Below are 13733 nucleotides of genomic sequence, written 5' to 3' on the forward strand. Positions count from 1 at the left end.
CTTTTGTGAGGCCATTCTCATATACTGTTTGTGAGCACCCCCTCACAATACATCAGCGGCTCGCCGCTTTCAACGGAAGACACTCATGTTGCAAAACCTTGACCCCGAGACTACCGCTCTCGTTCTGATCGATCTTCAGCAGGGCATTCTCGGATTCGGGAAAGCACCCCGCCCCGGCGAAGCCGTGCTGGCTACCGCGGCAACGCTCGCTAAGCGCTTCCGGGAAGTCAACGCGCCGGTCGTCCTGGTCCGGGTGGGCTGGAGCGCCGACTTCGGCGATGCGCTGAAGCAACCCGTTGATCAGCCCATAGCGCTTCCGCCCGGCGGACTGCCCTCGAACTGGTGGGACTTTCCCGCCGAACTGGCGGTGGAGGAGCGCGACATCAAGATCACGAAACGCCAATGGAGCGCTTTCTACGGCACCGAGCTCGACCTGCAATTGCGGCGTCGCGGCATCGAAACCATTGTGCTCGGTGGGATTTCGACGAACATCGGCGTCGAGTCGACGGCTCGCGCCGCGCACGAGCACGGGTACTCGCTGGTGCTCGTCGAGGACGCAATGAGCTGCGGCGCGCCCGAGCATCACCATGCGTCGCTGAACTACATCTTCCCAAGGCTCGGTCTCGTGCGGCGATCCGTCGACGTACTCGAGGCACTCGCAGCCTGATGCCGCCCGATGGACAAGCACAGCGTAGCCGGAGAGAGACGATGAGCAGCGAACGTCACACCGGAGCTTCGTCGCTCTTGCGCCGCGTCGAAACCGTGTTCGACATGCGGGCGTTGGGTCGCGCCATGTTTGCGCTCGTCCCACTGCTCTTGCTTGCACTCGTATCTGGCAGATCCGGGTGGCTCACCGCCGCAATCGTGCCGGTCGCGATGCTCATCGCACTCGACCACTCGCAGCTTGCGCCGCTCGGCGTCTTCGCGCACGCTTTGGCGATCAGCGCAGGCTTCGTGATCCTGATGGCGTCGCTCGCGCATCCGCTGCTGTTTGTCGTAGCCACAGTCATGCTGGGCATCGGATCCGTGCTGGTGACCGCGGGCGGGAGTAGCTTGCGCTCGCTCGGCAACTTCACGTTCATTCCCACGCTGTATCTTGCCTGCGAAAGTGGGGAAGGGGTCGCGCGGCAGGCGCTTATCACCCGGAGCGTCGAGATTTTGCCGTTCCTGTTGATAGCGGCGTTGCCGATCCTGCTCGTTGCTTTGGTCGAGCACTTCCGCTCGCATGAAACCGGCCAGCCGACTCTTGAGCATTTCGCAAAGTGGACTCGCCTCTCCCCAAACAGCGAGCGCAATAAATATATCGAGCTGGTGATCACCGTCGCGCTCGCGGTCGCTTGCGCTGCCGCACTTGTCGAATGGCGGCACGTTGATAATGGTCAGTGGATGATCTGGTCGGCCGCCAGCGTTGTTACCGGAAATGCGGCAAGCGCCAGAAAGAAGTTTCGCAACCGGCTGACTGGGGCTGTTATCGGCGTTTCCTTCGGGGTGGTCGTTGGGTTGATGATCCCTCATGCGTTGTTTATGCGTGTGTTCGTTGTGTTCGCCGCAATGCTGACGCTCATCTGCATTCGTCCGTACACGCTCGCATTCGGCGTCCGGTGCGCCTGTGCGGCAATCGCATTTGTATTAGCGGGAAAACCGTGGATTTTTGGAGGCGAGCGCCTGCTGAGCGTGGCAGTCGGTAGCGCCATTGGGCTGCTGTGTGCGCTCACGGCAGCCGCCATTGCGGCGTACATGAAAGACACGTGCCGCTCGACGTGTGACTCCCCATGATCCCGGCAAAATCGAGCGGGACTGCGCAGTCGCCTCTGATTAAGGGCGCACGAGGGTATTCGCAGATTCGGTGTTTTGGATAATTGTACCGGCGAATTTCGCTGGCTGAGGAAGAGTGGCATGTCAAGAGTGCTTACGATTGAAGACGATGAAACTACCGCTAACGATATCGCAGTGGAGTTGCGGAAACGCGGTTTCAGCGTCGATTGGGGCTAGAACTGGCGCGTATCGGGTGGTCGCTGGATTCAGGGTTTCGTAGCTGTAAGACGCGGGGAGGAAACGCTCTCGCTATGGGGGGTAGTTGTGCGAATCGTGCAAAATCTGGCGGTAGTAGCGTGAAGAACCGCTTGCAGCCAGGCTCGGCCGCTCTGCGAATTTTTCGCATTCGATGATTTTGGAAGTTGTTGATCCACATGGATTTTCAGGATCAAACCGCCAGATTTTACTGAGATGGACCCGACGCCTCCCCTCGGGGGACACTAACCGACTCAACCGGACGTCTGGATGGAGGTTCATCATGGAAATCTATATTCTCGGCATTGATCTCGCCAAACAGGTATTCCAGCTCCACGGGGCCGATCGTCGCGGACGAGCAGTGCACCGGGCGAAGGTATCGCGTGGGTCGCTGTTCGAAGCAGTGCGCATCCTCGCGCCCGGAGTGGTCGTGATGGAGGCGTGCGGCACCGCTCGTCACTGGGCACGGCGTTTCCAGTCTCTGGGCATCGAGGTCCGCCTGATCAGCCCGCAGTACGTGACGCCGTTCGTCAAGACCAACAAGAACGATCGCAACGATGCAGAGGCGATTGTGGAAGCCGCGAGCCGGCCTACCATGCGCTTCGTGACCGTCAAATCGGTCGAGCAGCAGGATATCCTGGCCGCGCACCGCATGCGCGCCATCCTGATTCGCCACCGCACCGCGCTGATCAACCAGATGCGTGGCCTGCTCGGAGAGCGCGGGCTCACCATCACACGGTCGCCGGAAGCCTTCAAACGTGCAATTCCGGAACTGCTGCGAACGAGCGCCGACGAACGGACTGCGTTCTGCCAGACGCTGCTGACAGCACGGCTGCAGCACCTGACTGCGATTGAAGAGCGCATTCATCTCATCGACACGTCGATCCAGGCCTTCATGAAGCATTCCACGTTATGCATAAGATTGCTGCCGTCCCGGGCATCGGTCCCATTACCGCCACGGCAGTCGTCGGTGCCGCCGGCAATGCCACGCAATTCAGGAATGGCCGGCATCTTGCCGCGTGGCTCGGTCTGGTGCCGCGCCAGTATTCCTCGGGCGGCAAGTCACGGCTGCAGGGGATCAGTCGGCGCGGCGACACCTACCTGCGCACGCTGTTGATCGATGGCGCTCGCGCAGTCCTGAGGTATGTGAAAGGTAAAACCGATCCACATAGCGTCTGGCTGCAACAGATGATCGCCCGACGCGGACACAATTGCACTGCGGTCGCACTGGCCAACAAGGCCACGTCGAATGATGGGCGGGGGGCGCCACTGGGAACTAGCGCGTTGGCGAGCCAGGTAACACGTCGGTGAACCGGGAAGCCACTCGGATCGCTCGAATCGTTTGTGCTCTCCAGCATGGCGCCGCCGGAAAGCGGCTTCCCACGCGACATCGGACGGAATATTTCGAAGCCCACTCACGTTCTATTACCGAAGTTCGCCTGCTCTGGCGAGCACGGTCCTTCATCCGCGATGAATTCACGCGTGCAATGCGTGCAAGCCTTCTTGCACCGTTGCGTAAAGGCGAAGCGATGTGCGCCGCGAACAGTGGTCTCCGGCGGCTACGACGATGATGAGGGTTCCTAACCATCCATATTGGCGGGCGTGCCTACTGACGCGCAACGGTCATCGAGAGAACAGTTGCTCCACTAGCCCTCGGGGCCGGCGAACCCGGCACCGTGGTTCAACGCGTCTTGCGGCGACGCAGCCCTTTCGAGGAGAAGTATTATGATCGACAGAAACCATACCGCGTGCGTGCTGGCGGCGATTGCGCTCGGCGTTGTGCCGCTGAGCGGTCATGCGGACGAAACGATCCATGTCAAGCTCACGGACAAGGCGATTCAACTCGATCCCGGCACAGCGAAGGCCGGACGCGTCACATTCGAGGTGAACAACGCAGCGAACGGCAATACTGAACATGAGTTCGTGGTGCTGAGGACAGACATGGACGACGCGCATCTGCCCGTCCGCAAAGGCCTGGTCACGGAAAGCCGGTTCGAGAAAATGGGCGAGGTGGAAGACTTGGCGCAGGGTTCGACCAAGCGCCTGTCATTGAAGCTTGCGCCAGGACGCTACGTGCTGATTTGCAACCGGCCGGGGCACTATGAGATGGGCATGCACACATCGTTCGTTGTTGCGCGCTGAGGCGAAGCACAGTTGTTCCGTGGTTGCAGCACATCGATAGCGACGCGCTACTTTTCAACGCCCGTGGGAAAGGTTCTGGTCGAGCGGATCGGCTCTGTCGCATTAACGCGGGCGAGGTAAAATTCGAGGCGTACGAAAACGCTCTGGCCGCACGATGAAGAAGACAATGACGCCACGAACGACGCTTGCTCCGGACATCGCCAAGGTTTTGAAGCGGCTGCACTATCCGCTGGAAGTGATCCTGCTGTGCGTGCGATGGTACGTTGCCTACGCGCTGAGTCTTCGCAATCTCGAGGAAATGATGGCCGAGCGCGACATTTTTGTCGATCATTCGACGGTACATCGCTAGGTCATCAAGATGGTGCCACTGTTCGAAAAGACATTTGGTAAGCACAAGCGTCCAGTCGGCAAGAGCTGGCGTGTTGACGAAACCCATATCAAGGTCAAGGGCTCGTGGAAGTTTGTTTAGCGGGCAGTGGATAAGGCGGGCAATACCATCGATTTTCTGTTCAGAGCCAAGCGGGACAAGGCTGCTGCGCGGCGCTTCTTCAAAAAGGCAATTGGTCAGGACGGCTCGCCCAAGACCGTAACCATCGACAAAAGCGGCGCCAATCTGGCCGCGCTTAACGCGGTGAGCGCCGAGCGCGAGACGCCCATCATGGTTCGTCAGATCAAGTATTTGAACAACATCGTGGAGCAGGACCATCGAGCCATCAAACGCCCATCCCGACCGATGCTCGGGTTCAAGGATTTCAACTGCGCGCGCGTCATTCTGAGTGGCATCGAATTGATGCACATGATCAAGAAAGGACAGGTGAAATGTTCGGGCAGGACTTCGCTGTCTGCTGCCCAGCGATTTTACTCGTTGATTTCGTAAGCGATCCTTCTCATATCACCTTTGCTTGACCCGCTTTCCTTACCGCGACAGAACCCTTATTTCTGTCGATTCTCGTCGTGGAACTCTACGTCCTCGATCACGTCGCCGATATCCATGCGCTGGCCCGCGCGCTCGCGCACCTGCTGCTCGTGCGTCTGCTGTGCGCGTATTGCTTGCTCACGAATCTGTTTGCGCAGATCGCGCGTCTTCCACCAGACAAAACCGCCGATCACAATTGCTGCTCCAAGAACCACTGCCAACATTACAAGCGAAACGGCGAACCCCACGACGAGCAGGGCAGCGCCTATTACCACGGCCAGTACCTTTGCCAGCAAGCTTGGCGCGCCAGGACGCATAGTTACGCCACTTTGCCTGAGCCTCTTTTGTTGCTTGTCCATTTGCATCGCATCTCCAATCGCGGTTTTCCCGGGGCCGTATCAACGTGAAGCGCAACAGCGAAATCAATATTTAGAGGTTCGAGGTTGATTCGCTGATACGACGGTCGCCCCTTAGGAACAAAGTCGATTTGTTGTCGCTCAGTATGCGCCGAAGATCCGGTCGAGCGCCGCGAGGATGGCCTCGCGTCGATCTGAAAGGGAACCAATGCACTTGCCGAGAGCCTTCAAGGGGACCGCGCTCATGGCAGGCGTATCAAGGAAACATTCTTCGCCGTGGAGTTCGAAAACGGGAAGAAGGTCGGATGGTTTGCCGGAGAAGGCGAGTTGCCGAGCAGGTCGCAGCGGAATTACGATGCGCGTCGGCAAAATGCCGACATAGGCGCTTTGCACGTCGAGCAGGTAAGGTGCAAGCTTGCGCGTCTCAATGTCAGGGTTCGCGTAGAGATCAAACCGGGCCATCAAAACGTCCTGTATTTCGCGAGCGGAAGCCCGTCGCGATCGACCATCGCCGTGTAGGCGGCGACCAGTTCGGCGTTATCATCCGCCCACCGCCGCGCCTCGGCCTCCTGGATTTCTTCGCGTACACCGCGCTCGCTCGCGCGCGAAAGATTAATGCCAAGCTGTTTGGCCCGCTCCAGCACCTCGGGAGGCAAGGTGACGTTGGTGGATTTACGCGGTCGAACTTCGAGGGCTTTGCCCATGTGCGGCTCCATGCAGCATATTATGTGCATTATGCTGCACATGATCGACGGATCGCAAGCGGATCGGCGGCCGATGAGGGCTACGCGGAAAGCGTTAGGGCGCAGTCAGACCCGCGGGAATCATTTTATCGGCGGAAGCCTGCTTCGAGCGGAGCAAATCTTTGTTCACGGTCATATACGTGCGGGACGTCCCGACGACAAAAAGCAGTTGCTTCTTTCCAAAATTGTCGACGCCGTGACGAAAATAGCATCGGTGGAACGACGTTCTGTCTGGGTCTATATTTCCGAAATTCCAGCACTCCAGATGATTGAATATGGCCACGAGTTGCCACTTCCAGGGCAGGAGGAACACTGGCGGGAGAATCTGCCGCAAGCAGACCGGGAGTATCTTCTCAGTTTAGGTTGAGCCTGTGCGCTGAGCGCATTCGTCCTGGCGGATTGAACTTTGCGCCGTGACGCTGCCAACGCCGGTCACGGCTTCAGGAACCAACGAATAACGTCGCAGCGGGCGCCACGACCAGGTTGTCAATTTTATATAATTAAAGTTATCAACCTTTTCATCCGCTAAATAGAAATGTCGTGTTCTGGGTAGGTTGAGCGCCGGACATCCATCATGGAGCCGGCGATGAACGCGACTGGGACGATCACGATGACGATGCGCGAGGTGGACCGGTTCAAGGTCATCCAGGCGGTGACCGAGGCCCGGCTCAGGCCGGGCCAGGCGGCTGAACGGCTGGGACTGGGCGTGCGCCAGATCGAGCGGCCGGTGCGGCGTTATGAGGCGGCTGGCGTGGCCGGACTGGTGTCGGGCAAGCGTGGCCGTCCGGGCAACCACGAGCTTCCTGCTGGCAACGCTCAGCGGGCGCTGGCGCTGATCCGCGAGCGCTACCCGCATTTTGGTCCGACGCTGACCTGCGAGAAGCGGCGGGAACGTCACGGTATCGGGCTGGCGGTCGAGACGGTGCGCACGCTGATGCGGGCGGCCGGGCTGTGGATCCCGCGCAAGGAGCGTGCACCGCGGGTGCACCAGCCGTACAACCGCCGTGCGTGTCTGGGCGAACTGGTGCAGATTGATGGCAGCGACCACCGCCGGGCGGCGATTTCCAGCACAGATTACGTGGGAGCGCCTTTCCGTCATAAATTGCGTGGAATTGGTTGGGCCACGCGATTAATGAAGGAATATGTACGCTGGACACACTCCGAAACCACGTGATCTCTGTTGAAAATGGGTGCGACCATTTCCAGCACAGATTACGTGGAATATACGATACAGATTACGTGGGAGCGTTTCCGGTGGAGAACAACTTTAGGGACGGAAGGGCTGAAAGCGTGAATGACGATGGCGGCGGAGGATGCTGTGTACTACCCATGCACCGCTCCTACCACGTGATCCCGCGCGGCCTCGATCACGGCCAAGGGGCCTGTTGCCAGGACCTCGCGAGGACGCTTCCCATGGAGGATACTGTTCGTCGACTCGAACCACGAGGCAATCCGGAACGGTGTGAAGCCTTCGAAGACCTTCAGGATCTCTGCCACTGCAGGAATCGGGTTGCCGAGATCATCAAAAATGTACCTCGGGTACAAGGTCTGGCCCGCCCGCTCGATGGCAAAAACCCTGCCTTCCTTCTTCCACCGACTCGTCACAGCATGCAGATTCGTGGCATCCGGATTCTGCTGCTTGCCGACCATCTGAGCCGTCAACCACGTGGTTCCGTCCAGCACAGCTGCAACCGCCTTAGCTTCCATCTCGGCACGCGACGGCGTCATCAGCCTGACCGGTGACGCATCGACGAGACCTTGCAGGACACTATCTTCCTGCTCGCTGATTCGCCGGCGTACCTTGCGAGTCAGCTCTACCTTGGTGTGCTCCGACATGCCACCGCCCAAGTCTTCCAACCCGTCGAGAATTGCAGTCGCAGCAGCACGTGTCGCGTCCAGCGCCATCACGATCCGGCCGATGTCACCGACGCCTCCCGCGGTCTGGGATCCGAGCGCCAACGCGGCCATGTTTGCAGGGGCCATCGTTTCGGCACTTGAACGTCTTTTAACCATTGCGTACTCGATATTGAGAAATGTGATAGTTTAAGTTTATATCACAAGTCTCACATTTCAAGTATCTGCCTCAAAATGCTGCCCCGGGGGTAACTCGCATACCACCCGCTGGGGCGGCCAGAAGTCGCCACCATAGAGACTTAACGTGATTCCTTCAGAAATGCCACGAGACCATCTACGCGTTCTGTTTTCGACGTAAACCGTTTAGAAAAGACGGCGACGGCATTTCTGAACGATTTCTGTCGAATTTTTATAACAGTTTCTGTGAATGCACTACGAGTTGCTGCCGCATCCGGTGAAGCCCGAGCATGGCCTGCTGGTGTTCAGTCTTGACGGCCACGAAGCGCATGCCCGGACGCTGCGCAGCTTCCCAGATTGCCGCTGCGTCCGCCGCGTCGTTCTTGTTCGACTTGACGAACGGCCGCACGAACTGCGCTGCAATGATCCGGACATCGTGGCCAAGCCGCGCCAACTGCCGTGCCCAGTGATGAGCGCTGCCACAGGCCTCCATCACTACACGCGACTCTGGCCGGTTGGCAAAGAACGGCAACAACTGCGCGCGTTTGAGAACCTTGCTGTGGATTGCGCCGGTGTCAGAATCGACGAAATGGATCTGGAAAACGCGCGTAGCCAGATCGATGGCAATGATCGTGGGTTCCATTTGATTCTCCTTGACGGCAGGACTGCCGAATCCGCAATGTCGCACGTTCCTGACGCGAGACCGCGGCGCCGGACAGACCGCCAAGGCGGGAGGCGACCATTCCATCTAAAAAGCCCTGACAGTCCAAATATTGTTAATTTATCTTATGTAAAATTCAGGAGGTGAATCACTTTTGCGGTATCGAGACGCCAAGTGTGCTTTCCTCCCGGTTCGGCCGCGTTCTCGAGACCCGGAGTCACGTTGCCGAAATCGTGGATTTCGGTCCGAAACGGCCTGTTACGTCCGAAATACCGGCCTGATTTATGGTTTGCCCGATAAGATGAGATTGCCGCAATCCATGACTGAGGATTTTCCCTAAGCTTTGGCCGCCTCGGACGTGAGGCGGCACATCTGCCTACCCTTGCGGTCCGCCGCCTGCTCCGGCGTCCAACAACGCTCCGTCGGCGGAAACAGCCGCCAGCCAACGCGCTCAACGATTTACTTGTGCGCCGATGCGTACCCGAATTCACTGAGCCCGAGCCCGCTATGTTCGTAGATTGTCTAAAACGGTACCCAGTCAAAGGACTATCCCCAGAGTCTCTGCAATCTGTTCTTTTGCAAGAGGCACAAGGGTTTCCACTTGACCGCGCATATGCCATTACTGACGGTTCATTTGCGTTCGACCCGGGCAATCCCACCCCCGAGCCGAAGACGAAATTTTTGATGCTGGCCAAATACGAACGGCTGGCTCAGTTGAAAACCCGCCTGATTGCAGAGACCAGCGAACTCGAAGTCGAGCACCATGGGTCAACCGCCCGTTTTGATCTCGCCACCGACGCCGGGAAGGAGACGGCTGCGTCTTTTGTGAGTGATTTTCTTGGGGTGCCGCTTCCCGGAACTCCGAAGGTCGTTCACGCGCCTGGGCACCAGTTCACCGACGTCAGCGTTCACTCTGTTGCCTTGATGCGCAGCATCTCCTTCATCAATCTTGCGACCGTCCGCGATTTGGTTGAGCGAGTTGGTATGGAACTTGATCCCGTGCGTTTTCGCGCAAACGTCTATTTCGACGGGCTTCCTGCGTGGGCCGAGATGGAGTGGCTCGACCGCCACTTCTGCATCGGTGACGCACGTCTCAAAGTGGTGAGACGCACCAAGCGCTGCGCAGCAACGAGCGTGAACCCCGCGACTGGCGAGCGCGATATCAACCTTCCGCTCCAGATTAAGGACTACGTCAACCACGGAGATCTCGGAATCTACGCAGAGGTGTTGACAGGCGGGACCATCAAGCCGGGCGACAAAATAGTCCTGGAGAATTAGTGATGAAAAGCCAATCGACACAGTCATCGGTTCTGTTGCAGTAAGGCGGTCCGCTAAGATGTGTGGAACGACATGAACGACTGACAACTCGATGAAGACGTTGAATCCGGCGGTGGCCCGAGTGCTCAACCGCCTGCATTATCCGCTCGACATGATCCTAACTTGCGTGCGCTGGTACGTGGCCTATCCCCTGAGCCTGCGGCACCTCGAAGAAATGATGGCTGAGCGCGGCGTTTCGGTCGATCATTCGACTGTGCACCGCTGGGCGATCAAGCTGCTGCCGGTGCTGGAGAAAGCGTTTCGTCGCCGCAAGCGGCCAGTTGGTAAGAGCAGGCGAATTACGAGACGTACATTCGCGTCAAGGGGGAATGGCGGTATCTTTACCGTGCCGTCGACAAGGATGGAAATACCATCGACTTTCTGCTACGGTCCCATCGGGACAAGACTGCAGCCCGGCGTTATTTTGAGAAATCGATCGCCCAGAACGGTGTACCCGAGACGGTAACCATCGACAAAAGCGGTGCCAACCTCGCCGCGCTCGAAGCAATCAACGCGGATCGTGACGCGCCCATCAGGATCCGCCAGTCCAAATATCTCAATAACCTGGCCGAGCAGGACCATCGGGCGATCAAGCGACGCACGCGGCGGCTCTGTCAGGATGCGAAGACAGCGGTAGGATGAAGCTATGAAGAAGACGAGTCGCTTTATCAAGGCCACCGCTTCCCTGCCGTCGTCATCAGCTGCGCAGTTCGCTGGTATTTCCGGTTTAGCCTGAGCCTGCGTGACATCGAGGAGCTGTTGCTTGAGCGTGGTGTCGTGGTCACTTACGGAACGATCCGTTGCTGGTGCGACAAGTTCGGCGCTGGATTCGCCCAGTGCGCTAAAGCGGCGCGGTGCAAGCCGGGAAGCACATGGCAAATGGACGAGATGTTCGTGACGCTGCGCGGCGAGCCGTATCTGTTGTGGCGAGCGGTCGACGAGCGTAGTGCCGAACTCGACGTGCTGGTGCAAAAGCGGCGCGACAAGGCCGCGGCAAAACGCTTCGTCCGGCGGGTGCTGCGTTCAAACCCCGTGCCGCGCAAGATCGTTACCGACCAGCTGCGCAGCTATCCGGCAGCGAAGGCTGACATCCCCGAGCTCGCTCATGTGAAGCACGATTTCGTCAATGCGGCTGCACGCGTGAACAACCGTGCCGAGAACAGCCATCAGCCGACACGCAGGCGCGAACGCCCGATGTGCGGCTTTCGCGATGCGCGTCGCACGCAGGCGTTTCTTTCGTGCTTCGGCCCAATCCGACAGTACTTCGCGTTGCCCAGACATCAAATGAACGCGGCATGGCATCGCGCCGTACTCAAACAACGCTTCGCCACATGGCATGGTTGGACCGTTATTGGCGCACCCGAGAAAATTATTTGATAAGGATAACTACTATTTAGTTGCGCGGGTAGCCGTACGCCCGCCAACTTGACAGAGCCGTTCGGCCAGATGACAAGCAGACGTGACCAAGAATTTCGCAATCAATTGCGAGGTAAACCGTCAATCGAGAGCCACGTTGTCTCTGGAGCTTCACACCCAACCGTTACCGGTTACGCATGTCGGATAGGCAACTGCTGGTCGTACAGCAGGTCACGGCACTGCGATCGATGTTCCGACCTCAGAGCGTGACACGGCAAAGAAGAGCTTTACCGCCTACTTCATGCCGCCTAACGCGCGGCTGACGGCGACACGTATCGCACCGACAACTTGACAATACCGTTCGGGCCGATCAGGCCGTAGATCGAACCTTCCTCGATTTGCAGGCCAACGTCGGCCAGCGCCTGCAGGCAGCCAAAGCACTTGTTCACGCTTTTGACGCACAGTCGGATTTTCTTGTCGCTCATGCGTGTTCTCCTGACTGTCCGTTAGGCACGCACCGGCTTCTTGCCAGCGCGCTTCGCCATTTTCGCAATCTTGTCTTCGTGCTTCGGCGACGGCCACAGGCCTTCCGAGCGGTACAGCATGATGATGACCATCGCGAGGCCGTACAGCAGCTGACGGATCACTTCCGTATCGACGATTTCATGGCCGAAGATCGCGTGTTGCAGCGGCCCCATCGTCGAGCGCAGGAATTCCGGGAACACGGCGAGCAGCAACGCACCGAGAATCACGCCCGGAATATGGCCCATGCCGCCAAGCACCACGCACGCCAGCACCACGACCGACTCCCAGAACGCGAACGATTCCGGCGACACGAAGCCCTGAAAGCCGGCGAACATCGCGCCCGACAGACCGCCGAACGACGCGCCCATCGCGAACGCCAGCAGCTTGATGTTGCGGGTGTTGATACCCATCGCCTTCGCGGCGATTTCGTCTTCGCGGATCGCGGCCCACGCTCGGCCGATACGCGAATGCTGCAGACGCGTACAGATCCAGATCACCAGCAGCGAACACAGGACGAACAGGTAGTAGTACATGTAGACCGACGGGAACGAGAACCCGAACAGCGTGTGCGTCTGCGACAGGTTGAAGCCGGCGACGTGAATTGGCTCGATACCCGTGATCCCCTTCGGGCCGTTGGTGATGTTCACCGGACGGTCGAGGTTGTTCATGAAGATCCGCACGATTTCCCCGAAGCCCAACGTCACGATGGCGAGGTAGTCGCCGCGCAGACGCAGCGTCGGTGCGCCGAGCACAATGCCGAAGAACGCGGCGAGCGACATCGCGAACGGCACGATGATCCAGATCGGCGTGTGCAGGCCGTTGGACGCGAGATGCGCGATCCACTCGAACTGGCTCGTCAGGTGTGGCGACGACAGCAGCGCCGCGGTGTACGCGCCGATCGCGTAGAACGCGATGTAGCCCAGATCCAGCAGGCCGGCGAAGCCGACCACCACATTAAGGCCGAGCGCGAGCATCACATAGAGCATCGCGAAGTCGAGCACACGCACCCAGTAGTTGCCTCCGGCCGCACCGATAATCATCGGTGCGGCGATCGCAAACGCGGCGGCGATGATGCCGAAGACCAGCGTCTTCGTCGCGTTCTTCTCGGGGACGAGCGTCGTGGACGGCTCGATCGGTTGAATTGAGGTCATAGATGCTCCTCTCCCTTACGCGCGATCCGCGACACGTTCGCCCAACGGGCCCGACGGACGAAACACCAGCACGATAAATGCGAACACGTCATATTGCGTGCCATCAGTTCTGGTCCGGTGTTTTCAACTCGTTCAACATCCGCTCACAACCGCCTTGATCCGGCGCCATGCAGCCGAGCAAATGTTCACTGTTCGGCATCAGCATCTCGCCGCCCGTCTGAACCGCCAACGTCATGCCGGGATTCTTCTGCCATACGATGAAGCCGAAACATGCAAGCGCCAGCAGCACGACGAGCGAGAACGCGATCCTCTCCAGCTTCCAATAGATTTTCGGCATGGCGACACCGTCAGCAGGTATTGTCAACTTAAGCAAATCGGTCTGACTGAAATCCCACTTCGAGAGAATTTCTGGCGCGCGGACGCGCGTCCGAAGCCCGATATGCCGCTCAGAGTGGCAACGCGCCCCTTTTTATACAAAACAAATCCCGTCGATTCCGTTAAGTTGACAGTGCCGGAGTAACTGCG

12 protein-coding genes and 6 pseudogenes are annotated in these 13733 nt (G+C 58.7%); 10 read left to right on the forward strand and 8 right to left on the reverse strand.

Features of this window, described 5'->3' with window-relative positions; genetic code table 11:
- Window positions 1-85 precede the first annotated feature (85 nt).
- The 5 genes and pseudogenes from P0D80_RS42415 (at window position 86) to P0D80_RS42435 (ending at window position 5029) form a co-directional block, all read left to right on the forward strand.
- Window positions 86-667 carry a hydrolase gene (locus P0D80_RS42415; protein WP_408292722.1) on the forward strand — a complete coding sequence of 194 codons (582 nt, stop codon included), beginning with the start codon at window positions 86-88 and terminating at the stop codon, window positions 665-667.
- A gap of 77 nt (window positions 668-744) precedes the next feature.
- Window positions 745-1776: an FUSC family protein gene (locus tag P0D80_RS42420; RefSeq protein WP_408292724.1), complete on the forward strand. Its 1032-nt coding sequence runs from the start codon at window positions 745-747 to the stop codon at window positions 1774-1776.
- Between the two features lie 517 nt (window positions 1777-2293).
- A pseudogene (locus P0D80_RS42425) lies at window positions 2294-3321 on the forward strand (IS110 family RNA-guided transposase).
- Window positions 3322-3735: 414 nt separating this feature from the next.
- Entirely contained in the window at window positions 3736-4152 is a 417-nt protein-coding gene (locus P0D80_RS42430; RefSeq protein WP_408292726.1) for a cupredoxin domain-containing protein, read from the forward strand.
- A gap of 154 nt (window positions 4153-4306) precedes the next feature.
- A pseudogene (locus P0D80_RS42435) lies at window positions 4307-5029 on the forward strand (IS6 family transposase).
- Between the two features lie 56 nt (window positions 5030-5085).
- Here P0D80_RS42435 and P0D80_RS42440 read toward each other — a convergent pair.
- The 3 genes from P0D80_RS42440 to P0D80_RS42450 form a co-directional block, all read right to left on the reverse strand.
- Window positions 5086-5427, reverse strand: a complete 342-nt coding sequence (locus P0D80_RS42440) for a hypothetical protein (RefSeq protein ID WP_408292728.1) — start codon at window positions 5425-5427, stop codon at window positions 5086-5088.
- A 138-nt stretch (window positions 5428-5565) separates the two neighbouring features.
- The gene (locus P0D80_RS42445; protein ID WP_408292730.1) at window positions 5566-5886 is read right to left on the reverse strand and encodes a CcdB family protein; all 321 of its coding nucleotides are present in this window, start codon (window positions 5884-5886) and stop codon (window positions 5566-5568) included.
- Entirely contained in the window at window positions 5886-6128 is a 243-nt protein-coding gene (locus P0D80_RS42450; protein WP_246279278.1) for a type II toxin-antitoxin system CcdA family antitoxin, read from the reverse strand. The genes P0D80_RS42445 and P0D80_RS42450 overlap by 1 nt, the downstream gene beginning before the upstream one ends.
- Window positions 6129-6138: 10 nt before the next feature.
- On the opposite strand from P0D80_RS42450, the gene P0D80_RS42455 reads away from it, so the two are divergent.
- Both P0D80_RS42455 and P0D80_RS42460 read left to right on the forward strand, forming a co-directional pair.
- Window positions 6139-6534, forward strand: coding sequence for a tautomerase family protein (locus P0D80_RS42455; protein ID WP_408292733.1), 396 nt, complete (start codon window positions 6139-6141; stop codon window positions 6532-6534).
- Window positions 6535-6753: 219 nt separating this feature from the next.
- A pseudogene (locus P0D80_RS42460) lies at window positions 6754-7218 on the forward strand (helix-turn-helix domain-containing protein); the annotation flags it as partial.
- Window positions 7219-7490: 272 nt separating this feature from the next.
- Here P0D80_RS42460 and P0D80_RS42465 read toward each other — a convergent pair.
- Together P0D80_RS42465 and P0D80_RS42470 are read right to left on the reverse strand one after the other, a co-directional pair.
- On the reverse strand, window positions 7491-8180 hold the full coding sequence (locus tag P0D80_RS42465; RefSeq protein WP_408292735.1) for a hypothetical protein: 690 nt from the start codon (window positions 8178-8180) through the stop codon (window positions 7491-7493).
- 274 nt (window positions 8181-8454) lie between these two features.
- A pseudogene (locus tag P0D80_RS42470) lies at window positions 8455-8841 on the reverse strand (IS110 family transposase); the annotation flags it as partial.
- A gap of 594 nt (window positions 8842-9435) precedes the next feature.
- On the opposite strand from P0D80_RS42470, the gene P0D80_RS42475 reads away from it, so the two are divergent.
- The 3 genes and pseudogenes from P0D80_RS42475 to P0D80_RS42485 all read left to right on the forward strand — a co-directional run bounded on the left by P0D80_RS42475 (window position 9436) and on the right by P0D80_RS42485 (window position 11553).
- A complete protein-coding gene (locus tag P0D80_RS42475; protein WP_408183555.1) occupies window positions 9436-10137 on the forward strand; it encodes an MOSC domain-containing protein in 702 nt (233 codons plus the stop codon).
- 91 nt (window positions 10138-10228) lie between these two features.
- Window positions 10229-10782 (forward strand): annotated as a pseudogene (locus tag P0D80_RS42480) (IS6 family transposase); the annotation flags it as partial.
- A gap of 90 nt (window positions 10783-10872) precedes the next feature.
- Window positions 10873-11553, forward strand: coding sequence for an IS6 family transposase (locus tag P0D80_RS42485; RefSeq protein WP_408292748.1), 681 nt, complete (start codon window positions 10873-10875; stop codon window positions 11551-11553).
- A 326-nt stretch (window positions 11554-11879) separates the two neighbouring features.
- Here P0D80_RS42485 and P0D80_RS42490 read toward each other — a convergent pair.
- From P0D80_RS42490 to P0D80_RS42500, 3 genes and pseudogenes are all read right to left on the reverse strand, one after another.
- A pseudogene (locus tag P0D80_RS42490) lies at window positions 11880-12017 on the reverse strand (ABC transporter ATP-binding protein); the annotation flags it as partial.
- A 21-nt stretch (window positions 12018-12038) separates the two neighbouring features.
- Window positions 12039-13208 (reverse strand): ABC transporter permease subunit, encoded by a 1170-nt coding sequence (locus P0D80_RS42495; protein WP_408292738.1) that lies wholly within the window; start codon window positions 13206-13208, stop codon window positions 12039-12041.
- Window positions 13209-13311: 103 nt separating this feature from the next.
- Window positions 13312-13545, reverse strand: coding sequence for a hypothetical protein (locus tag P0D80_RS42500; protein ID WP_408183551.1), 234 nt, complete (start codon window positions 13543-13545; stop codon window positions 13312-13314).
- Window positions 13546-13733 lie beyond the last annotated feature (188 nt).

Source organism: Paraburkholderia sp. RL17-373-BIF-A (genome assembly GCF_046030175.1).
Classification (GTDB): Bacteria; Pseudomonadota; Gammaproteobacteria; order Burkholderiales; family Burkholderiaceae; genus Paraburkholderia.